A 25201-nucleotide genomic window follows, 5' to 3' on the forward strand; every position below is an offset into this window, starting at 1 on the left:
GCGCCCCGCCAGCAGGAGGCGTTCGCTGGTAGTGGGAAAGTCCCGCTCCGGGCACCTTGTCCGGAGGGCATCAGGAGCTGCCATGAGCGAGGCCATAGGCACCCCGTACGGAGGACCCGCCACCGGACCGGCGTCGGCCGAGACGGTTCACGAGGCCTATTCGTTCGCGTGCCTGCGCTGCGGGCACGGCTGGGAGCAGTCGTACGAGATAGTGCACAACACCGACGAGACCGGTCGCACCACCGTCACCTACTACGCGGGCAGCAGGCGGGTGCCCTCGCCGCTGACCCATCCGGCCTGCCAGAACTGCGGCGGCCACACGGTCCGCATCATGCGGTCCGGGCGGGTTTCCGGCGCCCGCCGCTGGGATCCGATGATCCTGCCCTTCCCCGAGCAGCACGAGCAGCACGAACGGCACGACGCCGCCTACGAACCCGGCGGGCCGCACTCCACCGCCCCCGGCGATTCGACGGCCAGGCCGCGCCACCACTGGCGCCTCGCCGACCTGCTCCACCTCTTCCACCGCGGCCACGGCCGAGGCCGGGACCGCGCGGCCTGACCCGGCCGCCCCCTCCCGCGTACCGCCTCCGGACGCCGCGTCCGTAGACTCCGGGGCATGGCGGCACAGGCAACCCCCAGGCAAGACACGGCGGCGGCTCCGCCGCTTCCGGAGCCGTTGCGGGTTCCGGTCGCCGACTCGCACACCCACCTGGACATGCAGGACGGCACCGTCGAGGAGGCGCTGGCCAAGGCCGCCTCGGTCGGCGTCGACACCGTCGTACAGGTCGGCTGCGACCTCGCCGGATCGCGCTGGGCGGCCGAAACCGCGGCCGCCCATGAGAACGTGCACGCCACCGTGGCGCTGCACCCCAACGAGGCCCCCCGCATCGTGCACGGCGACCCCGACGGCTGGTCCCGGCAGGGCGCCAGGCAGCCGGGCGGCCTGGCCGCCCTCGACGCCGCGCTGGAGGAGATCGCCGGCCTCGCCGCGCTACCGCAGGTGCGCGGCGTCGGAGAGACGGGCCTGGACTATTTCCGTACCGGCCCGGAGGGCGTCGAGGCGCAGACCTACTCCTTCCGCCGCCACATCGAGATCGCCAAGCGCCACGACAAGGCGCTGGTCATCCACGACCGCGAGGCGCACGCGGACGTGCTGCGGGTGCTGGAGGAGGAGGGCGCGCCGCGCACCGTGGTCTTCCACTGCTACTCCGGCGACGAGCGGATGGCCAAGATCTGCGCCGAGGCCGGGTACTACATGTCCTTCGCGGGCAACATCACCTTCAAGTCGGCCCAGCCGCTGCGCGACGCGCTCACCGTGGCTCCGCTCGACCTGCTGCTGGTGGAGACCGACGCGCCGTTCCTCACCCCCGCGCCGTACCGGGGGCGGCCCAACGCGCCCTACCTGATCCCGATCACGCTGCGGGCGATGGCGGCCGTCAAGGGCGTCGAGGAGGACGAACTGGCCGCGGCCGTCGCCGCCAACACCGCCCGGGCGTTCGGCTATGCGCCGTAATTCGCCCCGGCCTCGCCGATTTTCACTACACAGGGTGACATGACGGCTTTGGAGAGTGGCCGCGGGGTTCGCTAGGGTCCTCCTCCCGAGCAAGGGGAGCCGGACCTGTGGAGTCTTCGTGAGCAGTTCGCAGGGCAGTCATCGAGGGGGCCGAGGCACCCGCGTCGCACCCCGGCCCGCCCCGCCGCCCACCGACCTGGCGGGCGGCACCGCCACCACCGTGCTGCCTCGCCAGACCCCCTACCCGACGCCGTACGAGCCCTACGAGACCGGCCCGTACGAGGGGACCCGCGCCGCGGCCCGGCACAACCGCAAGGCCGCCGCCCGCGCCGCCACCCGCGGCACCGGGCGACGCAGACGCGCGGCACGACCCGACCCGCTGCGCCAGCTGCTGCCCCGGATGCTGGTGGTCGCCTTCCTCACCGGCGGCACCTACGCCTACCTCAGCGGTGAGAAGGACATCGAGCTGACCGTCGACGGAACCCCGCACACCCTGCGCACCTTCGCCGACGACGTGCCCGAACTGCTGCGCCAGCAGCACATCCCGGTCGGCGACCACGACACCGTCGCCCCCGGCCCGTACGCCGGACTGCACGACGGCGAGGACATCGCGGTGCGCCACGGCCGCCCGCTCAGCCTCACCCTCGACGGCCAGCGGCACCAGGTGTGGACCACCGCCCGCACCGTCGACGAGGCGCTGCGGCAACTCGGGGTGCGCGCCGAGGGGGCGCACCTGTCCACCGCCCCCGACGCCCCGATCGGCCGGTCGGGCCTGCGGCTCGACGTGCGCACCGAGCGGACCGTGACGTTCCTGGCCGACGGCCGGGAGCACACCGTGCGCACCAACGCGGCCACCGTGCGGCAGGCGGCGGCCGAGGCGGGGATCGCCTTCGGGCCGAAGGACACCACCTCCGTCGACCCCCGCAGTTTCCCGCGCGACGGCCAGACCGTCTCCGTCATGCGGATCACCGGCCGCACCCAGGTGCGCGAGGAACCGATCCCGTTCCACACCGTGCGGCAGCCGGACCCCGCCCAGTTCAAGGGCACCGAGGTGGTGGTGATCCCCGGCGAGGTCGGGGTGCGCCAGGTCAGCTACGAACAGCGCACCGTCAACGGCGTCAAGGACAAGCCCCGGCAGACCGGCTCCCGGGTGCTGAAGGAACCCATCGACGAGGTCATCGCCGTCGGCACCAGGCCCCAGCCCACCTCGGTCGCCGGAGCCGACGGCCTCAACTGGGCGGGCCTGGCCCGCTGCGAGGCGGGCGGACGGCCCAACGCCGTCGACCCGTCCGGCACCTACGGCGGCCTCTACCAGTTCGACACCCACACCTGGCACGCCCTCGGCGGCACCGGACGGCCGCAGGACGCCCCCGCCGCCGAGCAGACGTACCGTGCCAAGAAGCTGTACGTACGCCGCGGCGCCAGCCCCTGGCCGGTCTGCGGCCACAAGCTGATGTCCTAGCGGCTCCCCGGCGCACGTAAACTTTTGCGGTGAGCTCCAGCCCCCGTACCACCCCAGCCGCCGACGAGCCAGGCCCGCTGCTCGGCCCCGCCGACATCCGAGAACTGGCCGCCGCGCTGGGCGTACGCCCCACCAAGCAGCGCGGCCAGAACTTCGTCATCGACGCCAACACGGTGCGCCGCATCGTGCGCACCGCCGATGTACGGCCCGACGACGTGGTGGTCGAGGTCGGGCCGGGGCTCGGCTCGCTGACCCTGGCGCTGCTGGAGGTCGCCGACCGGGTCACCGCGGTGGAGATCGACGACGTGCTGGCCGCCGCGCTGCCCAGCACCATCGCCGCCCGGCTGCCGCACCGCGCCGACCGCTTCGCGCTGGTGCACCGGGACGCGATGCGGGTCGCCGAACTACCCGGACCGGCGCCGACCGCGCTGGTCGCCAACCTCCCGTACAACGTGGCCGTTCCGGTGCTGCTGCACATGCTGGAGACCTTCCCGACCATCGAACGCACCCTGGTGATGGTGCAGTCCGAGGTCGCCGACCGGCTCGCCGCCACCCCCGGCTCCAAGGTGTACGGGGTGCCGTCGGTCAAGGCCAACTGGTACGCGGAGGTCAAGCGGGCCGGTGCCATCGGCCGCAACGTCTTCTGGCCCGCACCGAACGTCGACTCGGGCCTGGTCTCCCTGGTACGGCGGGACCAACCGCCGAAGACCACGGCGACCCGCGAGGAGGTCTTCGCGGTGATCGACGCGGCCTTCGCCCAGCGCCGCAAGACGCTGCGCGCGGCGCTCGCCGGATGGGCCGGATCGGCCGCCGCGGCCGAGGCGGCGCTGACCGCCGCCGGGGTCTCGCCGCAGGCCCGCGGCGAGTCCCTGACCGTCGAGCAGTTCGCGAGCATCGCCGAGCACAAGGGGGCAGCAGCCCAGTGACCGCACCCGTCGTCGTCCGCGCGCCCGCCAAGGTCAACGTCCAGCTGGCCGTGGGCGGTCTGCGCCCGGACGGCTTCCACGACCTGGCCAACGTCTTCCTCGCCGTCGGCCTGTACGACGAGGTGACGGCCACCCCGGCGGACCGGCTGCGGATCACCGCCGCAGGCCCGGACGCCGACCAGGTGCCGCTGGACGAGGGCAACCTGGCGGCCCGCGCCGCGCTCGCCCTCGCCCGGCGGTACGGCATCCCGGCCGACGTGCGACTGCACATCGCCAAGGACATCCCGGTGGCGGGCGGCATGGCGGGCGGCAGCGCGGACGCCGCGGCGGCACTGCTGGCCTGCGACACGCTGTGGGGCACCGGCGCCTCCCGGGCCGAACTCCTCGACATCTGCGCCGAGTTGGGCAGCGACGTGCCGTTCAGCCTGGTCGGTGGCGCCGCGCTGGGCCGGGGCCGGGGCGAACTGCTCGAACCCCTGGAGACCGGCGGTACGTTCCACTGGGTTTTCGCGGTCGCCGACGGCGGACTGTCCACCCCGGCGGTCTACCGCGAGTGCGACCGGCTGCGGAAGGGCTCCGGCCACGGGTACACCGCGGCGGACCTGCCCGACCCGCAGCCGTCCCCGCGCCTGCTGGAGGCGCTGCGCACCGGCGACACCCCCGCGCTCGCCGGCGCGCTGTCCAACGACCTGCAGCCCGCCGCGCTGTCGCTGCGCCCGGCCCTGGCCGACACCCTGCGCACCGGCACCGAAGCGGGCGCCCTCGCCGCCCTGGTCTCGGGCTCCGGCCCCACCTGCGCCTTCCTGGCCGAGGGCGCGAACTCCGCCAAGGCGGTGGCCGAGGCCCTCATGGCTTCCGGCACCTGCCGCACCGCCCGGGTGACGTCAGGCCCGGCCCCCGGCGCAACGGTGCTGGGCTAGGGGCCTGGGGCCCGCCCGGGCTCCCCGGCGGACGCGGGACGAACACGACCGCGCGCCTGAGTACGCTGGAAGGCCGACCCAGTCGTCCATACCTGGAGAGAAATGGCCGTCAACCTCATCAACGTCGAGTCCATCGGCAAGGTGTACGGAACCCGCACCCTGCTCGACGGCACCAGCCTCGGCGTCTCGGAGGGCGACCGCATCGGTGTGGTCGGCCGCAACGGTGACGGCAAGACCACCCTCATCCGCATCCTGACCAAGCTGGAGGAACCGGACCGCGGCCGGGTCACCCACGTCGGCGACCTTCGGCTCGGCGTCCTCACCCAGCACGACTCGCTCGACCCGGCGGCCACCATCCGGCACGAGGTGCTCGGCGACCTCGCCGACCACGAGTGGGCGGGCAACGCCAAGATCCGCGACGTGCTGACCGGCCTGTTCGGCGGCCTCGACCTGCCCGGTTTCGCCCAGGGCCTGGACACCGTCATCGGCCCGCTGTCCGGCGGCGAGCGCCGCCGCATCGCGCTGGCCCAACTGCTCATCGCCGAGCAGGACCTGCTGGTGCTGGACGAGCCCACCAACCACCTCGACGTCGAGGGCATCGCCTGGCTCGCCGAACACCTCCAGGCGCGCCGCTCCGCGCTGGTGTGCGTCACCCACGACCGCTGGTTCCTCGACCAGGTGTGCACCCGCATGTGGGACGTACAGCGCGCCGAGGTCCACGAGTACGAGGGCGGCTACTCCGACTACGTCTTCGCCCGCGCGGAACGCGAGCGCCGCGCCGCCTCCGAGGAGGCCAAGCGGCAGAACCTGGCCCGAAAGGAGCTCGCCTGGCTGCGCCGCGGCGCTCCGGCGCGTACCAGCAAGCCGCGGTTCCGCATCGAGGCGGCCAACGAGCTGATCGCCGACGTGCCGCCGCCGCGGGACTCCGCCGAGCTGATGAAGTTCGCCAACTCCCGGCTCGGCAAGACGGTCTTCGACCTGGCGGACGTGACCGTCACTGCCGGTGAGAAGGTGCTGCTCAAGCACCTGACCTGGCAGCTCGGCCCCGGCGACCGGATCGGCCTGGTCGGCGTCAACGGCGCGGGCAAGACCTCGCTGCTGCGGGCGCTGGCCGACGCCGCGTACACGGAGGGCGACAAGCAGCCCGCGGGCGGCAAGGTGGTCGTCGGCAAGACGGTCCGGCTCGCCTACCTCTCCCAGGAGGTCGCCGAACTCGACCCGACCTGGCGGGTGTTGGAGTCCGTGGAGCAGGTGCGGCAGCGCGTCGACCTGGGCAAGGGCCGTGAGATGACCGCCTCGCAGCTGTGCGAGCGGTTCGGCTTCACGAAGGAGAAGCAGTGGACCCCGGTCGGCGACCTCTCCGGCGGTGAGCGGCGCCGACTCCAGCTGCTGCGGCTGCTGATGGACGAGCCGAACGTGCTGTTCCTGGACGAGCCGACCAACGACCTGGACATCGAGACCCTCACCCAGCTTGAGGACCTCCTCGACGGCTGGCCGGGCTCGATGGTCGTCATCAGCCACGACCGCTACTTCATAGAGCGCACCACCGACCGGGTGTTCGCGCTGCTCGGCGACGCGACGTTGCGGATGCTGCCGCGCGGCATCGACGAGTACCTGGAGCGGCGGCGCGCCGCGATCGAGGCCGCCGCGGCCCCGGCCGCGTCCGCGGCTCCCGCCAAGCCCCGGTCGTCGGGGGCCGACGCGCGCGCCGCGAAGAAGGAGCTCCAGAAGATCGAGCGCCAACTCGACAGGATCGGCGAGAAGGAGGCCAAGCTGCACGCCCAGATCGCCGAGAACCCGACGGACTTCGAGAACGTCGCCAAGCTGGACGCCGAGTTGCGTGGACTGCGCGATGAGCGTGAGGAGTTGGAGATGCGCTGGCTGGAGCTGGCGGACGAGGTGTAAAAGGCTCGTGGAGGCGGGCGGCGGGGGCATAACGGCGATGTCACGTGCACGGACCGGCCCGGCGTCCGCTTGGCGCCGGGTGATACAAAAGGTGCCCGCTTGAGCCCAAGCGTCACCTAGTACGAGGCCCGTGCCGCGGGCCTAGTGAACGATCACGGGGGAAAACCGCTCATGTCCCAGCCGCCTGACGGTACCGGAGGCTCCGGCGCGCCGGAGCGCGCACCGCACGAGATGCCAACCCACCTCGCGGGCGCGGCGGTTCCGCCCCCGCCCGCGGGCCAGCCCCCGCAGGTCCCGCCGCCCCCACCCGCGGCCCCGGGCCAGCCGGTCCCGCCGCCTCCGCCGCCGGTGCAGAGCCAGGTCCCGCCGCCACCTCCCGCGGCTCCGGGGCAGCCCCCGCAGGCTCCGCCGATCGCCGGGGGCCAGCCGCAGTACGGCTATCCCGCGCCCGGCTACGGCTACCCGCAGCAGCCCCCGGCCCAGGGCGGCCCGAACCCGTACCAGCAGCCGTCGCCGTACGGCTACCAGCAGTCCCCGTACGCGCAGCAGCCGCCGACCCAGCCGATGCCGCACCAGGGTTGGGGCGGCAACCCGTACGGGCAGCCGCAGCAGCCGCCCTTCCCGGCGCAGCCCGGCGGCGGCTCCGGCGGTCGGCTGTCCGGCGGCAGGCTGGCCGCGCTGATCGCGGGCATCGTCGCGGCGGTGCTGGTGGTCGGCGGCGGTGCCTACCTGTTGACCTCGGGTGGCAGCAAGCCCAAGTCGGCGGCTAGGGGCGGCGGTTCGGGGAACAGCGGTGACAACGCGCCGCACAACTCCGCGGGCAAGGTCGCCTGGACGGTGCCCGCGCCGAACGTGACCAAGCAGCAGAACATCGCCCCCACCCCGGGCATGTGGTTCAGCGGCGGTGACGTCATCAAGCAGACGCCGACCGGTGTCACCGCGTACGACCTCGGCTCCGGCCAGCAGCAGTGGACGGTGCCGTCTCCGGAGGGCGACACCTGCGACGCCGCGACCGACATCGTCAACGACAAGATCGCCGTGCAGTACGGAACGCACTGCGAGAACGTGATGGTCGTCGACGCCTCGACCGGCAAGCTGGCGTGGAACAAGCCGCTGGGGTTCACCAGCAGCCTCCTGATGTACACCGACATGGCGATGAGCGGCGATGTGCTCGCGGTGGAGGCCCAGGAGCAGACGGTCTCGTTCCAGGTGAGCACCGGTAAGCCGCTGTGGCACTCGGACAACGGCTCCGACGCCCATGACAAGGGCTTCGCCGGTGGCTCGCAGATGGTCGAGGTGTACTACAACGGCGACAACCAGGAGAACAACAACCACGTCTCGCTGATCGACCCGATGTCCGGCAAGCCCAAGTGGACCTGGGACGCCCCGGCGGGTACGGAGGTGGTCAGCGTGATCTCGGTCAACCCGGTGGTGGTCGGTATCGGGGCGGGCGACATGACGATGACCGACATCTGGGACGTCGACGGCGGCCGTCTCGGCGGCAAGATCTCGTTGGGCAAGAGCGGTTCCGACCAGGGCAAGTACGCGATCCGGTGCCCTGCCGACAAGATGACCCCCTGCAACAACGTGGCCGTCTCCGGCAACACGCTCTACATGGCGACCAGTCAGCACTCCGGCAGCGGCTCGGTCTCCAGCACCAACGAGATCGCGGCGTTCGACCTGTCCAACGGCAGCGGCAAGTGGCTGTCCAAGAGCGCTGACGCGCCGATGCAGTTGGTGAGCGTGGACGGCAACTCGGTGATCGCGTACCAGATGTCCGGCTTCGAGAACGCGGGCAAGGTCCTCAAGGCCGACACGTCCAGCGGCGCGCTGTCCACCTACACCACCTTCGACGACTCCACTGCGCAGCAGGAGCGCGACCTGGACTCGGCGGGCCTGGGCGACTCCGACTTCGGCTGGCACAACAACACCCTGGCGATCGGGATGTCGCAGATCTACAGCGGCGGTCTGGAGAAGTACCTGGTGGGTGCCCTGCACTGACCCTGGCCCACCCGACGGCCGCCCGGCCGCCCGCACCCCGAGTGCGCGCGTACGGGCGGCCGTTGGCGTTGGAGTTGACGGCTACGGGTTCCACTCTGTCGACATCCGACAAAACCAAACTTTCTGTCGCATGTTCCGAACCGATCCGGACGGTTTCGGGCATGAACCGGCCAGGAAGGGAGGGATTTTCGGTATGCGGGGATGCTTCTGACGGGTATGGGGCGCGGTATCTCGAACAAGCGTGTAGCTTCCGGGGCTATACCGGGGCCGCAGGGGGGTGTGGCGTGGGCGGGACGCCGGGAGGGGCGCGTGGGGAATGGGGGAGTGCCCACATGGGCGTACGGATCGTGGTGGTGGACGACCACCGGTTGCTCGCGGAAGCCTTGGCCTCCGCGCTGAAGTTGCGCGGGCACCGTGTGCTGGCGGCCGGTGCGCCGAGTTCGAGCGCGGCGGACCTGGCGATCGGGCGGGCGCCCGAGGTGTGCCTGATGGGCACGTCGACGCCCGCCGAGCCGGGGGTGTTCGACCCGGTGACGCGGATCAAGCGGGAGCGTCCGGCGATCGCGGTGATCGTGCTGGGGCCGGTGCCCAATCCGCGCGGCATCGCCGCCGCGTTCGCCGCCGGGGCCTCCGGTTACGTGCGCCACGACGAGCGGATCGAGGGCGTGGAGCGGGCGATGGCCAAGGCGCGGGCCGGGGAGGTGGCGGTGGCGCCGCAGTTGCTCCAGGCGGCGTTCGCCGAGCTGCTGCACCCCGCGGCGGAACCCGACGACGAGGGCAGCAGGCTGCTGCAGATACTGACCCCGCGTGAGGTCGAGGTCCTGGTGCGGGTCGCGGAGGGTGAGGACACCCGCCTGATCGCCGCCGGGATGGGCATCGCCCCCAGTACGGCCCGCACCCATGTGCAACGCGTCCTGATGAAGTTGGGCGTGGGCTCCCGCCTGGAGGCGGCGGCCCTGGCCGCCCGCACGGGCTTGCTGGACCGCGCCTCCGGTGGCTAGGCGGGGGTCGCTCCGAAGACGCCGACTCGCCGTCGCGGCGGAAGGAGACCCGCCGCCGCGACGGCGAGCGGCCACGAACCCGCAGTGGAGCCCGACGGTGCCGAACCGGCCGTCACCCGAACCGGAACTCGGCCGGACGGCACGCTAGTTACCGTCGTCCGCCCCCTGCGCGGGCGCGGGCGTGGGACTGAGCCGCAGCCAGAGCAGGAAGGCCGCGCCGAGCACCAGCATCCCGACTCCGGTCCACAGGTTGATGTTGATCCCCTGCGCCTTGCGCAGGTCCGCGTCGGACGCCGTGATCCCGGCGATCGTCACGATCACCCCGTAGACCGCGAACAGGCCCCCGATGATGCCCCGTATGTCGAACAGCCGCGCCGCGGTGGCGGACCGGCGCTCCAGCTCCTCGACCTCGTGCTGGTAGTCACTCATGATGCTGCGCTCCTGGACCTAGAACGAGAACGGGACGTACAGGGCCGCGGCGATGACCAGCGCGGCGGTGCCCAGCAGGGCGGGCCTGCGGTACCAGGCCTCGTCACCGGCCGCGGGCGGCTCCTCCATGCCCGGGGAGCGGGTCCCGTACACCAGCCCGGCGAGCTCCTCGACGGGCTTCGGCCTGGTGAAGACGCTGACCGCCACCATGACCACCGCTCCGGCGACGAAACCGACGATCGCCGAGACGAAGTTGGCGCCCTGGTCGCTGGGGATGGCGATGACGTGCTGCTTGTAGATGTAGAAGTAGTTGACCATCGCCGCGACGGTGCCCGCCAGCAGCCCCCAGAACCCGGCCTGCGCGGTGGTCCGCTTCCAGAACATGCCGATGATGAAGACCACGAACAGCGGCACGTTGAAGAACGAGAACAGCGTCTGCAGGTACGCCATGATGTTGCTGAAGCTGGACGCCAGGAACGCGGTGCCGATGCTGGCCAGTACCCCGATGACGGTGATGACCCGGCCGAACCGCAGGTAGTACGCGTCCGACTCGCCGCGCTTGACGTACCGCGACCAGATGTCGTTGGTGAACACGGTGTTGAACGAGGAGACGTTGGCCGCCATGCCCGCCATGAACGCGGCCAGCAGTCCGGTCACCGCGATGCCCAGCACACCGTTGGGCAGCAGGTCCTGCATCAGCAGCGGGATCGCGTCGTTGTAGGTCAGCGACGAGCCGGGTGTGCCGATCTTGGGCACGATGGCCGCCGCGATCAGCCCGGGTATCAGCACGCCGAACACGATCAGCACCTTGGGGAAGGCCGCGATCAGCGGGGTGCGCCTGGCGGCGGAGAGGTTCTTGGCGGACAACGCCCGCTGCACTTCGGCGAAGTTGGTGGTCCAGTACCCGAAGCTGAGCACGAAGCCGAGCCCGAGCACGATGGTCAGCCAGTTGGCACCCAGCGGATTGCCGTGGCCGATGCCGGTGCCGCCCCAGGCGGTCATGAAGTCATGGCCGTGGGTGCGGTCCAAGGTGGTGGTCAGGCCGTGCCAGCCGCCGACCCGCTTGAGGCCGACGACGACCAGCGGGATCAGCGCGGCGAGGATCACGAAGAACTGGAGCACCTCGTTGTAGATCGCCGAGGACAGTCCGCCGACGGTGATGTAGACCAGCACGAACAGCCCGGCGACCAGGATCGCCACCCAGGTCGGCCAGCCCAGCAGCGCCTGCACCACGATCGCCATGGCGTACAGGTTGACGCCCGCGATCAGCACCGCGGACAGGGCGAACAGCACCGAGCTGAGCAGATGCGCCTTGGGGTCGAAGCGGTGCAGCAGGAACTCCGGCACCGAGCGCACCTTCGAGCCGTAGTAGAACGGCATCATCACCAGGCCGAGGAAGACCATGGCGGGGATCGCGCCTATCCAGTACCAGTGCACGGTGTACACGCCGTACTGCGCGCCGTTGGCCGCCATGCCAAGGATCTCGGTGGCGCCGAGGTTGGCGGCGACGAACGCCAGGCCGGTGATCCAGGCGGGCAGCGACCGTCCGGACAGGAAGAAGTCGAGGCTGGTCCTCACGCTGCGTTTGGCGGCGAAACCGATGCCGAGGACCACGGCGAAGTAGATCACCAGGATCGCGTAGTCCAGTCCGTTGGTGGGGAGCCGAAGCCCATCGGCCAGGTATGGCAGAGGTGGTCTCGCTGGCATAGGTGGTCTCGCTTCTGGCGGCGGGTGGGTGGACGGAGTTGCCTGAACGTAACGCCGGATGTTTGGAAAATGAACAGGCCTGGTGGAGTTCTTTGTTGGATCGTGATCGGACGCTCTCCGCTGCGGAGGAGGTTCGGGGGTTTCACCCCAAATGCTTCGATCCTTGCGTTGACGCGGTCGGTACTGTTGGGTCATGCTTCATAATGTTTGATTTTGTTGATGGAGGAGTCTTCGGGTGAAGAAGACGACGACCCTGCTCGCCGACGGTCGCGAACTGGTCCACTACGACGCCCGCGACGACGTGCCGCGCGACGCCGTCGACCAGCGCCCGCTCGAGCCCACCGCCACCGCGTCCGAGATCCGCCACGACCCGCTGCTGGACGAGTGGGTCGCCGTCGCCTCCCACCGGCAGACCCGCACCTACCACCCGCCCGCCGACGCCTGCCCGCTGTGCCCCTCCCGGGACGGACGGCACAGCGAGATCCCGGCCGCCGACTACGACGTCGTCGTCTTCGAGAACCGCTTCCCCTCGCTGACCGGCGGACCAGGCCCGCTCACCGCCGACGGCCCCGGCGGCCTGCTCGCCCACCGCCCCGGCGCCGGACGCTGCGAGGTGGTCTGCTTCACCCCCGACCACGACGCCTCCTTCGCCGACCTCACCCCCGACCAGGCCCGTCTCGTCCTCGACGCCTGGACCGACCGCACCGCCGAACTGTCCCAACTCCCCGGCGTCCAGCAGGTGTTCTGCTTCGAGAACCGCGGCCGGGAGATCGGCGTCACCCTCAGCCACCCGCACGGCCAGATCTACGCCTATCCGTTCACCACCCCCCGCACCGCCCGCATGCTGCACAGCCTCGCCGCCCACCGGGAACGCACCGGCGGCAACCTGTTCGACGACGTACTGGCCGCCGAACGCGCCGACGGCAGACGGCTCGTGCTCACCGGCGACCACTGGACCGCGTTCGTCCCGCACGCCGCGCACTGGCCGTACGAGGTCCACCTCTACCCCAACCGCCGCGTCCCCGACCTGCTCGGCCTGGACGAGGCCGCCCGCGCCGAGTTCCCGCACGTCTACCTGGAACTGCTGCGCCGCTTCGACCGGATCTTCGGCGCCGGCGAGCCCCCCACCCCGTACATCTCCGCCTGGCACCAGGCGCCCGTCGACCGCATCGACCGCCGGGACTTCGCGCTCCACCTCGAGCTTTTCACCGTCCGCCGCACTTCCGGCAAGCTGAAGTTCCTGGCCGGTTCCGAGTCCGGCATGAACGTGTTCATCAACGACGTCCCCCCGGAGGCCGCCGCCGCGCGGCTGCGCGAGATCGCCACCCGGGGACACCACAGCCAGGGCGAGAAGGCAGGGCAGCAGCAGTGACCAGCAGCAAGAGCAAGGTTCTCGTCACCGGCGGAGCGGGCTACATCGGCAGCGTCGTCGCCGCCCACCTGATCGAGGCCGGACACCGGGTCACCGTCCTCGACGACCTGTCCACCGGGCACCGCCAAGCCGTCCCCGAGGCCGCCGAGTTCATCGAGGGCCGCGTCCAGGACGCCGCCGACATCCTCGACCCCTCCTACGGCGCCGTACTGCACTTCGCTGCCTTCTCCCAGGTCGGCGAGTCCGTCGCGCACCCCGAGAAGTACTGGCGCAACAACGTCGGCGGCAGCCTCGACCTGCTCGACGCCATGCGCCGGGCGGACGTGCGCGCCCTCGTCTTCTCCTCCACCGCCGCCACCTACGGCGAACCCGTGCGCACCCCCATCACCGAGACCGACCCGACCGCCCCCACCAGCCCCTACGGAGCCTCCAAACTCGCCGTCGACCACATGATCGGCGCCGAGTGCGCGGCCCACGGACTGACCGCCGTCTCCCTGCGCTACTTCAACGTCGCGGGCGCCCACGGACGGTACGGCGAGCGGCACGACCCCGAGTCCCACCTGATCCCGCTGGTCCTGCGCGTCGCCTCGGGCAGGCGCGAGTCCATCGCCGTCTACGGGGACGACTACCCCACCTCCGACGGCACCTGCGTGCGCGACTACATCCACGTCGCCGACCTCGCCGAAGCCCACCTGCTCGCCCTGCGCGCGGCGTTGAACGGTGACGTCCAGCGCGGCGAGCACCTCATCTGTAACCTCGGCAACGGCAACGGCTTCTCCGTCCGCGACGTCATCGACACCGTGCGCAAGACCACCGGGCACCCCATCCCGGAAGTCGTCGCCCCCCGCCGGGCGGGCGACCCGGCGGTACTCGTCGCCTCGGCCGAACGCGCCCGCACCCGGCTGGGCTGGAAACCGTCCCGCACCGACCTCGCCTCGATCGTCCGCGACGCGTGGGAGTTCGCGAAGGAGCACGCACCGTGACGCACACCGAGTTCCGCAGGGTCTACCAGGCCGACCCCGAAGGCATCTGGACCGCCCCCGGACGCGTCAACCTCATCGGCGAACACACCGACTACAACGACGGCCTGGTGATGCCCTTCGCCCTCCCGCACACCACCTCCGCCGCTGTCTCCCGCCGCACCGACGGCCTGCTGCGCCTGCACACCGCCAACGAACCGTCCGCGCCGGTGGCCGAACTGCGCGTCGCCGACCTGGAACCCGCGACCGTGGCGGGCTGGACGGCCTACCCGGCGGGCGTGGTGTGGGCGCTGCGCGGCGCGGGCCACGCCGTCACCGGCGCCGACATCCACTACGACAGCACCGTCCCGGTGGGCGCGGGCCTGTCCTCCTCCGCCGCGCTGGAGGTCGTCACCGCACTCGCCCTGTCCGACCTGTACCAACTCCAGTTGCCCAGCTGGCAGTTGGCGCGACTGTGCCAGCGCGCCGAGAACGTGTTCGTCGGCGCCCCCACCGGCATCATGGACCAGACCGCCGCCGCCTGCTGCCAGGCCGGGCACGCCCTGTACCTGGACACCCGCGACCTGTCGCAGCGGCAGATCCCCTTCGACCTCGCCGCCGAGGGCCTACGGCTGCTCGTCATCGACACCCGCGTCAAGCACGCCCACAGCGACGGCGCCTACGGCGAACGCCGCCGCGGCTGCGAACAGGCCGCCGCGAACCTGGGCGTGGTGGCGCTGCGCGACATCGCCCACGACGAACTCGACGCCGCGCTCGGGCGGTTGGCCGACGAGGAGCAGCGGCGGCTGGTACGGCACATCGTCACCGAGAACCACCGCGTGGAGCAAGTCGTCGCCCGCCTGGAAGCGCGCGAGACCCGCGCCATCGGCCCGCTGCTCACCGCGGGACACGCCTCGCTGCGCGACGATTTCCGCATCTCCTGCGCCGAGTTGGACCTGGCCGTGGAGGCGGCACTGTCCTGCGGCGCGCTGGGCGCCCGGATGACCGGCGGCGGCTTCGGCGGCTCGGCCATCGCCCTGGTCGAAGAAGCCACCGCCGACAAGGTCGGCGAAGCGGTCACCGCCGCCTTCGCCACCGCGGGGCACCCCACGCCGCGGGTGTTCACCGCCGTACCCAGCGCGGGCGCCCGCCGCCTCGCCTGAGGCGACACCCGACCCCCTGTCTCCCGCAGGGGGACGGCATGCGGTCACGGGGCGTGCGGTACGGGGCGTGCGGCCACGGCCACACGCCGCGTACCGCGTCACCGGGCAAGCGCACACCCGCCGTACGCGCCCCTGGTGGACGCCGCACGCGCTCCACCGTCGCGCGATAGCGCGCCCCCTCGGGCGTCGGGTGGCCGAATGCCACCTGTGGGCACACGTGTACGGGCGGTCGGGAGCCGTCCATCGAGCCCTCAAACGCTCCGTCCTTCACGCCCCTTCACGCCAAAAGCAACCGTCACCCGCCCGAGTTCGGCATTCCAGCCCCGAATGTCGGTGATTCCCCCTACGCTTTTCGTGGTGCCGGTGGGGGCCGGCGCCGATCAGGGGGCGAGGCCCGCGGGTATGGCGCCCGCGGCCGGGGTAGGCAGCACCGCACCACGGCGGTAGCGCGGCTGTGGAACGGCGCCCGCGGCAAAGGTGCCGACCCGCGCCCGTCCGCCACCTGCCAAGGGGGAGAGTGATCGCGTGGCCCGCATTCGCGTACTGGTCGTCGACGACCACCGCATCTTCGCCGAGTCGCTCGCCGCCGCGCTCGCGGCCGAACCCGACGTGGACGTCTCCGCCGCAGGCAGCGCCCCGGCCGCCCAACGCTGCCTGGAACGCGCCGCCGCCGACGGCAGGCGGTACGACGTGCTGCTGGTCGACGCCGACCTCGGCGGCGTCGGCGGTGGCGCCGGCACCGTGGGTCACCCCGCCGCCCCACCCCGCACCCCGGCCCTCCAGCCCGGTCGGCCACCCGCCCCGCAGGTCCCGGTACAGCGCGGCCCGGAACCCCGCGACCAGCGGCCCGAGCCACCCCGCGGCACACCGCCCACCTGCGGCGACGCATACGACGGCATAGCCCTGGTCGAGAAGGTCCGCGCCCACCACCCCGGCACCCGTACCGTGGTCCTCGCCGGGCAGGACGACGCCCGCCGAGCCGCCCGCGCCCTCCAGGCGGGCGCCTGCGGCTGGGTGGCCAAGGACAGCTCCCTGTCCCGCCTGCTGGCCGTGGTCCGCGGTGTACTGCGCGACGAGACCCACCTGCCGCCCGCACTGCTCACCGGCGTCCTACGCGAGCTGACCACAGCCCGCCGCCACCGCACCGAAAGCGAACGGCTCGTGGAGTCCCTCACCCCGCGCGAACAGGAAGTACTGCGCTGCATGGTCGCCGGACTCGGCCGAAAGGCCGTCGCGGAACGCCTCTACCTCTCCCCGCACACCGTCCGCACCCACATGCAGAACGTGCTGGGGAAACTCGGCGTCCACTCCACCCTGGCCGCCGTCGCCCTCGCCCGGCGCGCCGGAGTCGGCCCGGCCGACCTCGCCGTACCCGCCGGCAGCGGCAAAACCGCCTAGCCCCGGCCGACCGAACCAGCACCACCTGAAAGCGGTCGCTTAACCGAAAAGCCCTGTCAGCTCGGGAAGTTGTCGAACGGGGCCGTCAACTGCCGCAGCAGCCCGGCCAGTTCGCAGCGCTGCTGCGGCGACAACTCGCCCAGGATCGCCCGCTCCTGCGCCAGCAGTGCCGCCAGCGCCTCATCCGCCTGGTCCTGCCCCTCGACCGTCAGCCGTACCAGCACCCCGCGCCGGTCGCTGGGATCCGGCAACCGCTCCACCAGGCCCTTCTTGGCCAGCCGGTCGATGCGATTGGTCATCGTCCCCGACGTCACCAAGGTCTGCGTGAGCAACTGCCCGGGCGACAGCTGATACGGCGCCCCGGCCCGGCGCAACGAGGTGAGCACGTCGAACTCCCACGGCTCCAGGCCATGCTCGGCGAACGCCAGCCGCCGCGCCCGGTCCAGATGCCGCGCCAGCCGACTCACCCGGCTGAGCACCTCCAGCGGTTCCACGTCGAGGTCAGGGCGCTCGCGACGCCACGCAGCCACCAGCCGATCGACCTCGTCCTCCATGCCGATCAGTGTAGTGGTTGTGTCGACATGAAGTCTCTTGATGTCAAGAGAATAGAAAGCGGACCGCCTGGGCAATCTCGGCCACGAGAGACACCCTGCGTCTCTCGCACAGGACAAGCACCTCTCCAAAGGGGATCCGCAATGCACCAGGCGACCTGGGATCCACAGCAGTACCTGCGCCACGCCGGACACCGCACCCGGCCCTTCCACGACCTCCTGAACCGCATCCCCGAACTCCCCCACAACCCCGCCCACATCGCCGACCTCGGCTGCGGCCCCGGCAACGTGACCGCCATCCTCGCCGACCGCTGGCCCAACGCCCACATCACCGGCCTCGACAGCTCAACCGAAATGCTCGAAGCCGCCCAGGAATACGCCGGCCCCACCCCCGGCGGCGGCAGCCTCCACTTCCGCCGCGCCGACGCCGCCAACTGGAACCCCGACAGGACCTACGACCTCATCGTCTCCAACGCCGCACTCCAGTGGGTCCCCAACCACCCCGACATGATCCCCACCTGGATCGACGCCCTCGCCCCCGGCGGCACCCTCGCACTCCAGGTACCCGGCAACTTCACCTCGCCCAGCCACGCCCTCCTCGCAGAACTCTGCGACGCCCCCCAATGGCGCGACAAACTCGCCGGACACGGCCGCGGCTACGTACACATCTTGGAACCCGCCGGATACCTCGAACTCCTCGACACCCTCGACTGCGTCGTCGACGCCTGGGAAACCACCTACGTCCAACTGCTACACGGTGAAGACCCCGTACTCGAATGGACCAAGGGCACCGCCCTACGCCCCATCCTCACCGCCCTCGCCGACGACCCCGCCACCCGCGACGAATTCATGGCCCAATACCGCGACCTACTGCGCAAGGCATACCCCGCGGGACCCCGCGGTACCGCCTTCCCCTTCCGCCGCATCTTCGCCCTGGCCACCAAGAAGAGCTGAACCCACACCGCGCCTGGAGCCCACCCCGAACGGCGCCGACTACGCCTTACGGTGACCTATCAACCGCGGCCTGGGCTCCAGGCCGGACAACCCGTTCCACGCCAGATTCACCAGATGCGCCGCCACATCAGCCTTCTTCGGCCGCCGCACATCCAGCCACCACTGACCCGTCAGCGCCACCATCCCCACCAACGCCTGCGCGTACATCGGCGCCAGCTTCGAATCAAAACCGCGCTGCTTGAACTCCAACCCCAAAATATCCTCGACCTGCGTCGCGATATCACTGATCAGGGAAGCGAACGTACCCGTCGACTGCGCCACCGGAGAATCCCGCACCAAAATACGGAAACCATCAGTCGACTGCTCGATGTAATCCAGCAACGCGAACGCCGCCTGCTCCAGCAACTCCCGCGGATGACCACCCGTCAAGGCACTCGTCACCATGTCGAGCAAAACCCGCATCTCGCGGTCCACCACAACCGCGTACAGGCCTTCCTTGCCACCGAAATGCTCGTACACCACCGGCTTCGAGACCCCCGCCTGATGCGCGATCTCCTCCACCGACGTGCCCTCGAACCCACGCTCCGCGAACAACGCCCGACCAATGTCCAAAAGCTGCTCGCGACGCTCCGCACCCGTCATCCGCACCCGGCGGCCACGCCGAACCGACCCGGCCGCCGACCTACCCGCGCCCTTGACCCCGCCACCAGTGCTGCTATCGCTCCCCACAGCACTCATCATGCCGCCTTGGCGACCTCATCCCTACGCCGGGCAGCGATCCGCGCGGAGTCCGGCCACCGCACGTCAGAAGCCCAACCCAACCGCTCGAACCACCGGATGATCCGCGCACTCGAATCGACCTGCCCCCGCAACACACCATGCCGCGCACACGTGGGATCCGCGTGGTGCAGGTTGTGCCACGACTCACCGCACGACAACACCGCGAGCCACCACACGTTCCCCGACCGGTCCCGCGACTTGAACGGCCGCTTCCCCACCGCATGACAGATCGAGTTGATCGACCACGTCACATGGTGCAGCAACGCCACCCGCACCAGCGAACCCCAGAAGAACGCCGAGAACGCCCCCCACCACGACATGGTCACCAGACCGCCGACCAACGGCGGCAACAGCAACGAAATCGTCGTCCACCAAACGAACTGCCGGGAGATCGCGCGAATCGCCGGATCCTTGATCAAGTCCGGAGCGTACTTTTGCTGCGGGGTCTGCTCCTCATCGAACATCCACCCCATGTGCGCCCACCACAGCCCCTTCAACAGGGCCGGAACCGTCTCGCCGTAGCGCCACGGCGAATGCGGATCACCCTCGGCGTCCGAGAACTTGTGATGCCGACGGTGGTCCGCCACCCACCGCACGATCGGCCCCTCCACCGCCAGCGACCCCGCGATCGCCAACGCGATCCGCAACGGCCGGTTCGCCTTGAACGAACCATGCGTGAAGTACCGGTGGAAACCCACCGTGATCCCATGACAGCCGAGGAAGTACATCCCCACCATCAGGCCCAGATCCAGCCAGCTCATCCCCCAGCCCCAGGCGAACGGGATCGCCACCAGCAACGCCACGAACGGCACGCCGATGAACAGCCCCAAGGTGACCTGTTCGATCGACCCCTTGCTGTCGCCGCCGAGCGTGGCAAGCGGCAACTTCTCGTCAGGCCCGGGCTCCCGGGACTCGGTGATCACGTCCGGCTGTGTGGTCATGGATGTCCCTCGAAGTGGGAGACGGCTACGGAGCTACGGGACCGTAACCTACGGCATCGTAAGTATGGCAGGGCCAGGCCGCGGGAGCACAGAACGCGCACCCGGCCACCGGAGGAATCTGCCCGCCGCGCATGTCCTTCAAGGGGCCGATCGAAAAAACTTCCCGCGAACCGAACGTGTGGAGGTCACGGCTGGATGGGTGAAAACGCTCGATCGGGTGATCGAGACTCGAACTTCTTGGGTGAGCGCTGGGTTCGAATGCATGATCGGTTCATGGTCGCCGCAAAACACGAACTACGGGTGCGGGCACGGGAGTTGCGGCTCGCGGGGAAGACGTACGACGGGATCGTCGCGGAGCTGGGGGTGTCGAGGAGTTCGGTGTCGCTGTGGGTCAGGGACCTGCCGAAGCCGCAGCCTTCGCCGGAGCGGACGCGCCGGATGCGGAAGGCCGGGTGGGAGTCGTACCACAGGCGTCAGGAGTTGTTGCGGGGACAGGTGAAGGCGGCCGCCACGGCCGAGGTCGGGCCGATGACCGATCGTGAGCTGTTCCTGGTGGGGGTGGGCCTGTACTGGGCCGAGGGGGAGAAGGACAAGCCTCATCAGCTGCGTGAACGGGTCACGTTCGTGAACAGTGATCCCGACGTGATCCGTGTCTACCTGGCGTGGCTCTCGCTGTTGGGTGTCGAGGCCGAGCGGCTGCGGTTCCGTGTGATGATCCATGAGTCCGCGGACGTGGCGGCGGCGGAGCGCTACTGGGCCGATCTGGCGGGTGTGGGCGTTGCGTCGCTGGACAAGACAACGTTGAAGAAGCACAACCCGAAGACGGTCCGGAAGAACGTGGGCGAGGGGTATCGCGGCTGCTTCGTGATCCGAGTGTTGCGCAGTGCGGACCTATACCGTCGCGTCGAAGGCTGGTGGTACGGCATAGTAGGGGGAGCCAGCCGGACAGAGTGATCGATTGTCCGTTTTGGCTATCTTTGCTATCCGCTGTGGTGTAATCGGCAGCACGGGGGTTTTTGGTGCCCCTTGTCCAGGTTCGAGTCCTGGCAGCGGAGCTCAAAGTTCGCATGCGGGTCCCGACCGTCAGGTCGGGACCCGTCCGCGTGTCGCACCCCTTACCCCTCGGTATCCTGCGGTTGTCCACACCCCAAACGCCGAGGAGCCACCCCGTGAGCCCCATCCGTCCGGCTGCCGTCGTCGTCCTCGCCGCGGGTGAGGGCACCCGTATGAAGTCGGCCACGCCAAAGGTCCTGCACGAGATCGGCGGACGGTCCCTGGTCGGCCATGTCGTCGCCGCGGCGCGCGAGCTCGCGCCCGAGCAGCTCGTCGTGGTCGTCGGCCACGCCCGTGAGCAGGTCACCGCGCACCTCGCCGGGATCGATCCGGCCATCCGCACCGCCGTGCAGCTTGAGCAGAAGGGCACCGGCAACGCGGTGCGTACCGCGCTGGAGTCGCTGGCCGAGCAGGGTGTGGTGCTCGACGGCACCGTGATCATCACCTGTGGTGACACTCCGCTGCTGACCGCCGACACGCTGCGCGCGCTGGCCGCGGTGCACGAGAGCGACGGCAACGCGGTGACCGTGCTGACCGCCGAGGTGCCGGACGCCACCGGGTACGGGCGGATCGTGCGGGACGGTGGCGGCGCTGTGGCGGCGATCGTGGAGCAGAAGGACGCCACCGAGGAGCAGCGGGCGATCTCCGAGATCAATTCGGGGGTGTTCGCGTTCGACGCGAAGCTGCTCGTGGAGGCGCTGTCGAAGGTGACGACGGACAACGCGCAGGGTGAGGAGTACCTCACGGACACGTTGGCGATTCTGCGGGCCGCCGGTCATCGGGTGGGTGCGGCGGTGGCCGGGGACCACCGGGAGATTCTGGGGATCAACAACCGGGTGCAGTTGGCTGAGGCGCGTCGGCTGTTGAACGACCGGGTGCTGACCGCGGCGATGTTGGCCGGTGTGACGGTGGTGGATCCGGCGTCGACGTGGGTGGATGTGTCGGTGGAGTTCGAGCCGGACACGGTGGTGCGTCCAGGGACGCAGTTGCACGGTGCGACGCGGTTGGCGGCGGGTGCCGAGGTGGGGCCTGAGTGCACGTTGACGGACACGGTGGTGGGTGAGGACGCCCGGGTGATCAAGTCGGTGTCGGAGGGTGCCGAGATCGGTCCGGGGGCGAGTGTGGGTCCGTACGCGTATCTGCGGCCGGGGACGAAGTTGGGTCCGCGGAGCAAGGCGGGCACGTACGTGGAGATGAAGAACGCCGTGGTGGGTGAGGGTACGAAGGTGCCGCATCTTTCGTATGTGGGGGATGCCACGATCGGTGAGTACACCAATATCGGTGCGGCGAGTGTGTTCGTGAACTATGACGGCGAGCGTAAGCACCACAGCACGGTCGGGAGTTATTGCCGGACGGGTGCGGACAATATGTTCGTGGCGCCGGTCACGGTCGGGGATGGTGTGTACACCGCGGCGGGGTCGGTGATCGTGAAGGATGTTCCGGCGGGTGCGTTGGCTGTTGCCCGTGGTCAGCAGCGGAATATCGAGGGTTGGGTGGTCCGTAAGCGGCCGGGGAGTGCGGCCGCGCAGGCGGCCGAGCGGGCGGCTGGGGAGTCGGATCAGGGTGAGTGACGGTGGTCTCGCCGGTGCACGGGGGTGCCGGTGGGGGCGTACCGTATGAGTGCACATAAATTCCGCCAGCTTCCCGACGAGTGGGCGAAGCTGCGTCGAACACCAGTCGAAGTCATCAAGGAGACGGTGCAGTGACCGGGATCAAGACGACCGGTGAGAAGAAGTTGATGCTCTTCTCCGGCCGCGCCCACCCCGAGCTGGCGGAGGAGGTGGCGCACCAGCTGGGGGCTCAGTTGGTGCCGACCAAGGCCTTCGATTTCGCGAACGGTGAGATCTACGTGCGCTTCGAGGAGTCGGCGCGTGGGTCGGATGCGTTCGTGATCCAGAGCCACACTGCTCCGATCAACAAGTGGATCATGGAGCAGTTGATCATGATCGATGCGTTGAAGCGGGCGTCGGCGAAGCGCATCACGGTGGTCGTGCCGTTCTACGGGTATGCCCGTCAGGACAAGAAGCATCGTGGTCGTGAGCCGATCTCGGCCCGGTTGATGGCTGATCTGATGAAGACGGCGGGCGCTGACCGGATCTTGACGGTGGATCTGCACACCGACCAGATCCAGGGTTTCTTCGATGGTCCGGTGGACCACTTGTTCGCGTTGCCGCTGTTGGCGGACTACGTGGGTACGAAGGTGGACCGCAGCAAGCTGACGGTGGTGTCGCCGGACGCCGGCCGGGTGCGGGTGGCGGACCGCTGGTGTGACCGGTTGGGCGCGCCGCTGGCCATCGTCCACAAGCGGCGTGATCCGGATGTGGCGAACCAGGTGACGGTGCACGAGGTCGTCGGTGATGTGAAGGGCCGGATCTGTGTTCTGGTCGACGACATGATCGACACCGGTGGCACGATCTGTGCCGCGGCGGACGCGCTGTTCGCGAACGGCGCGGAGGATGTGATCGTGACGGCGACGCATGGTGTGCTGTCGGGTCCGGCCGCTGATCGGTTGAAGAACTCGAAGGTGAGTGAGTTCGTCTTCACCGACACCCTGCCCACGCCGGGTGAGTTGGAGCTGGACAAGATCACGGTGTTGTCGATCGCGCCGATGATCGCGAGTGCGATTCGTGAGGTGTTCGAGGACGGTTCGGTGACGAGCCTGTTCAACGACGCGCACTGAACCGAGTCGGGCGCGTGGCGCCGGATTTCGTTGGCGGCCTCCCCGCCGGGTAGACTCCTCGGGTTGCTCGGCGAGGGAGGCCGTTTTGTCGGTCTCCGTTATCGACGCGCTTTCGAGTTTTTCGAGGCTGGTCCGTCGTGGACCGAGCGGCAGATTTCCGTATCCGTCGTCCACGAGGAGTGCCGATATGTCTGAGGTGAAGATCCCCGCGCAGCTGCGGGCGGAGTTCGGTAAGGGTTCCGCGCGTCGCGCCCGCCGTGAGGGCCGGGTGCCGGGTGTGATCTACGGTCACGGTGCCGCCCCGGTGCACGTGACGCTGCCGGGTCACGACCTGATGCTGGCGCTGAAGACCCCGAACGTTCTGATCAGCCTGGATGTCGAGGGCAAGTCGGAGCTGGTGATTCCGAAGGCCGTGCAGAAGGACCCGATCAAGGGTTTCCTGGAGCACGTTGACCTGCTGCAGGTCAAGCGGGGCGAGAAGGTCTCCGTTGAGGTGCCGATCCACGTCGAGGGTGAGCTGGCGCCGGGTGGCAACCTGCTGGAGCACGTGCTGAACGCGCTGCCGGTCGAGGCCGAGGCCACGCACATTCCGGAGTCGGTGTCGGTCTCCGTGGCGGGTCTGGAGGCCGGTGCGTCGGTGCTGGCGAAGGACGTCGTGCTGCCGCAGGGCGTTGTGCTGGCCGTTGACGCGGACGCCGTGGTGCTCCAGGTGCTGGCTTCCCAGGTGGAGGCCGCTGAGGACGAGGCCGCCGCTGAGGGCGCGGAGGCCTGAGCCTCGGCAGGGCTTTTGTGTGAACCGCCGTCCGGCTTTTGCCGGGCGGCGGTTCGCTTTGCGGTACGTTCGAGGAGAGGTGAGCATGAGCGCAGCGCAGGGTGCCCCTGAGGGGCCGTGGCTGGTGGTGGGTCTGGGTAATCCGGGGCCGGAGTACGCGGGTAATCGCCACAACATCGGTTTCATGGTGGCGGATTTGCTGGCCGAGCGGATGGGGGGCCGGTTCAAGTCGCACAAGGCCCGGGCGCAGGTGGCGGAGGGGCGGGTCGGCGGTCAGCGGGTGGTGTTGGCCAAGCCGATGTCGTTCATGAATCTGTCGGGTGGTCCGGTGACGGCGCTGCGTGATTTCTACAAGATTCCGCTGGACCGGATCATCGTCGTGCACGACGAGTTGGACATCGACTATGCGACGTTGCGGTTGAAGCGGGGCGGCGGTGACAACGGCCACAACGGTCTGAAGTCGATCACGAAGTCGTTGGGTCCGGATTATCTGCGGGTGCGGTGCGGGATCGGTCGTCCGCCTGGTCGGATGGAGGTGGCGACGTTCGTGTTGCGCGACTTCTCGTCGGCGGAGCGCAAGGAGTTGGACTGGTTCGTGGACCGTTCGGCCGATGCGGTGGAGGCGCTGATGGCCGAGGGGTTGGAGCGGGCGCAGAGCACGTACAACGGTTGACGCGGGTGGCCTTCGCCCCCGGTTGGGGGCGAAGGCCGGTG

Annotated in this window: 23 protein-coding genes and 1 tRNA gene; 19 read left to right on the forward strand and 5 right to left on the reverse strand. The window is 70.0% G+C overall.

From position 1 onward, the window contains the following. Positions 1–82: 82 nt before the first annotated feature. The 8 genes from O5O46_RS14005 (at position 83) to O5O46_RS14040 (ending at position 9728) form a co-directional block, all read left to right on the forward strand. Positions 83–559 (forward strand): hypothetical protein, encoded by a 477-nt coding sequence (locus tag O5O46_RS14005; RefSeq protein WP_269855713.1) that lies wholly within the window; start codon positions 83–85, stop codon positions 557–559. 57 nt (positions 560–616) lie between these two features. Then, a complete protein-coding gene (locus O5O46_RS14010) occupies positions 617–1513 on the forward strand; it encodes a TatD family hydrolase (protein ID WP_269855714.1) in 897 nt (298 codons plus the stop codon). Positions 1514–1631: 118 nt separating this feature from the next. Beyond that, entirely contained in the window at positions 1632–2975 is a 1344-nt protein-coding gene (locus tag O5O46_RS14015; protein WP_269855715.1) for a resuscitation-promoting factor, read from the forward strand. Positions 2976–3004: 29 nt separating this feature from the next. After that, a complete protein-coding gene (gene rsmA, locus O5O46_RS14020; protein ID WP_269855716.1) occupies positions 3005–3901 on the forward strand; it encodes a 16S rRNA (adenine(1518)-N(6)/adenine(1519)-N(6))-dimethyltransferase RsmA in 897 nt (298 codons plus the stop codon). Next, the gene (locus tag O5O46_RS14025) at positions 3898–4821 is read left to right on the forward strand and encodes a 4-(cytidine 5'-diphospho)-2-C-methyl-D-erythritol kinase (protein ID WP_269855717.1); all 924 of its coding nucleotides are present in this window, start codon (positions 3898–3900) and stop codon (positions 4819–4821) included. The genes rsmA and O5O46_RS14025 overlap by 4 nt, the downstream gene beginning before the upstream one ends. Positions 4822–4923: 102 nt before the next feature. Beyond that, complete coding sequence (locus tag O5O46_RS14030) at positions 4924–6726, forward strand: ABC-F family ATP-binding cassette domain-containing protein (protein ID WP_269855718.1); 1803 nt, start codon at positions 4924–4926, stop codon at positions 6724–6726. 171 nt (positions 6727–6897) lie between these two features. Beyond that, positions 6898–8727 carry an outer membrane protein assembly factor BamB family protein gene (locus O5O46_RS14035; RefSeq protein ID WP_269855719.1) on the forward strand — a complete coding sequence of 610 codons (1830 nt, stop codon included), beginning with the start codon at positions 6898–6900 and terminating at the stop codon, positions 8725–8727. Between the two features lie 332 nt (positions 8728–9059). Then, positions 9060–9728 carry a response regulator transcription factor gene (locus O5O46_RS14040; protein ID WP_269855720.1) on the forward strand — a complete coding sequence of 223 codons (669 nt, stop codon included), beginning with the start codon at positions 9060–9062 and terminating at the stop codon, positions 9726–9728. A 144-nt stretch (positions 9729–9872) separates the two neighbouring features. Here O5O46_RS14040 and O5O46_RS14045 read toward each other — a convergent pair whose 3' ends face one another. Then, positions 9873–10157, reverse strand: a complete 285-nt coding sequence (locus tag O5O46_RS14045) for a hypothetical protein (RefSeq protein WP_269855721.1) — start codon at positions 10155–10157, stop codon at positions 9873–9875. A gap of 18 nt (positions 10158–10175) precedes the next feature. Continuing rightward, positions 10176–11864, reverse strand: a complete 1689-nt coding sequence (locus tag O5O46_RS14050; RefSeq protein WP_269855722.1) for a sodium:solute symporter family protein — start codon at positions 11862–11864, stop codon at positions 10176–10178. A gap of 235 nt (positions 11865–12099) precedes the next feature. Here O5O46_RS14050 and galT point away from each other — a divergent pair, with 235 nt between their 5' ends. The 4 genes from galT (at position 12100) to O5O46_RS14070 (ending at position 16756) form a co-directional block, all read left to right on the forward strand. Beyond that, the gene (gene galT / locus O5O46_RS14055) at positions 12100–13236 is read left to right on the forward strand and encodes a galactose-1-phosphate uridylyltransferase (RefSeq protein WP_269855723.1); all 1137 of its coding nucleotides are present in this window, start codon (positions 12100–12102) and stop codon (positions 13234–13236) included. Beyond that, on the forward strand, positions 13233–14219 hold the full coding sequence (gene galE / locus O5O46_RS14060) for a UDP-glucose 4-epimerase GalE (protein WP_269855724.1): 987 nt from the start codon (positions 13233–13235) through the stop codon (positions 14217–14219). Before galT ends, galE begins: the two co-directional genes overlap by 4 nt. Then, positions 14216–15358 (forward strand): galactokinase, encoded by a 1143-nt coding sequence (gene galK / locus O5O46_RS14065; protein WP_269855725.1) that lies wholly within the window; start codon positions 14216–14218, stop codon positions 15356–15358. The genes galE and galK overlap by 4 nt, the downstream gene beginning before the upstream one ends. Positions 15359–15883: 525 nt before the next feature. Then, a complete protein-coding gene (locus O5O46_RS14070) occupies positions 15884–16756 on the forward strand; it encodes a response regulator transcription factor (RefSeq protein WP_269855726.1) in 873 nt (290 codons plus the stop codon). A 56-nt stretch (positions 16757–16812) separates the two neighbouring features. Here the strand turns inward: O5O46_RS14070 and O5O46_RS14075 are convergent, their stop codons facing one another. Continuing rightward, positions 16813–17310 (reverse strand): MarR family winged helix-turn-helix transcriptional regulator, encoded by a 498-nt coding sequence (locus O5O46_RS14075; RefSeq protein WP_269855727.1) that lies wholly within the window; start codon positions 17308–17310, stop codon positions 16813–16815. A gap of 141 nt (positions 17311–17451) precedes the next feature. Between O5O46_RS14075 and O5O46_RS14080 the strand changes: the two genes are divergently transcribed. Further along, the gene (locus tag O5O46_RS14080; protein WP_269855728.1) at positions 17452–18261 is read left to right on the forward strand and encodes a trans-aconitate 2-methyltransferase; all 810 of its coding nucleotides are present in this window, start codon (positions 17452–17454) and stop codon (positions 18259–18261) included. Between the two features lie 39 nt (positions 18262–18300). On the opposite strand, the gene O5O46_RS14085 is transcribed toward O5O46_RS14080, so the two are convergent. Beyond that, on the reverse strand, positions 18301–18903 hold the full coding sequence (locus O5O46_RS14085; RefSeq protein ID WP_391858394.1) for a TetR family transcriptional regulator: 603 nt from the start codon (positions 18901–18903) through the stop codon (positions 18301–18303). A 95-nt stretch (positions 18904–18998) separates the two neighbouring features. Further along, a complete protein-coding gene (locus tag O5O46_RS14090; protein WP_269855729.1) occupies positions 18999–19982 on the reverse strand; it encodes an acyl-CoA desaturase in 984 nt (327 codons plus the stop codon). Positions 19983–20255: 273 nt separating this feature from the next. Between O5O46_RS14090 and O5O46_RS14095 the strand changes: the two genes are divergently transcribed. From O5O46_RS14095 to pth, 6 genes are all read left to right on the forward strand, one after another. Beyond that, positions 20256–20936 carry a hypothetical protein gene (locus O5O46_RS14095; RefSeq protein ID WP_269855730.1) on the forward strand — a complete coding sequence of 227 codons (681 nt, stop codon included), beginning with the start codon at positions 20256–20258 and terminating at the stop codon, positions 20934–20936. Between the two features lie 29 nt (positions 20937–20965). Next, a tRNA-Gln gene (locus O5O46_RS14100) sits at positions 20966–21037 on the forward strand. Positions 21038–21151: 114 nt separating this feature from the next. Further along, positions 21152–22606: a bifunctional UDP-N-acetylglucosamine diphosphorylase/glucosamine-1-phosphate N-acetyltransferase GlmU gene (gene glmU, locus O5O46_RS14105; RefSeq protein ID WP_269855731.1), complete on the forward strand. Its 1455-nt coding sequence runs from the start codon at positions 21152–21154 to the stop codon at positions 22604–22606. A gap of 131 nt (positions 22607–22737) precedes the next feature. After that, positions 22738–23715 carry a ribose-phosphate diphosphokinase gene (locus O5O46_RS14110; RefSeq protein ID WP_269855841.1) on the forward strand — a complete coding sequence of 326 codons (978 nt, stop codon included), beginning with the start codon at positions 22738–22740 and terminating at the stop codon, positions 23713–23715. 187 nt (positions 23716–23902) lie between these two features. Then, positions 23903–24487, forward strand: a complete 585-nt coding sequence (locus tag O5O46_RS14115; protein WP_269855732.1) for a 50S ribosomal protein L25/general stress protein Ctc — start codon at positions 23903–23905, stop codon at positions 24485–24487. An 85-nt stretch (positions 24488–24572) separates the two neighbouring features. Beyond that, positions 24573–25160: an aminoacyl-tRNA hydrolase gene (gene pth, locus O5O46_RS14120; protein WP_269855733.1), complete on the forward strand. Its 588-nt coding sequence runs from the start codon at positions 24573–24575 to the stop codon at positions 25158–25160. Positions 25161–25201 lie beyond the last annotated feature (41 nt).

Origin of the sequence: Streptomyces sp. RPT161 (assembly GCF_027533845.1) — a bacterium.
Taxonomy (GTDB): Bacteria; Actinomycetota; Actinomycetes; order Streptomycetales; family Streptomycetaceae; genus Streptantibioticus_A; species Streptantibioticus_A silvisoli_A.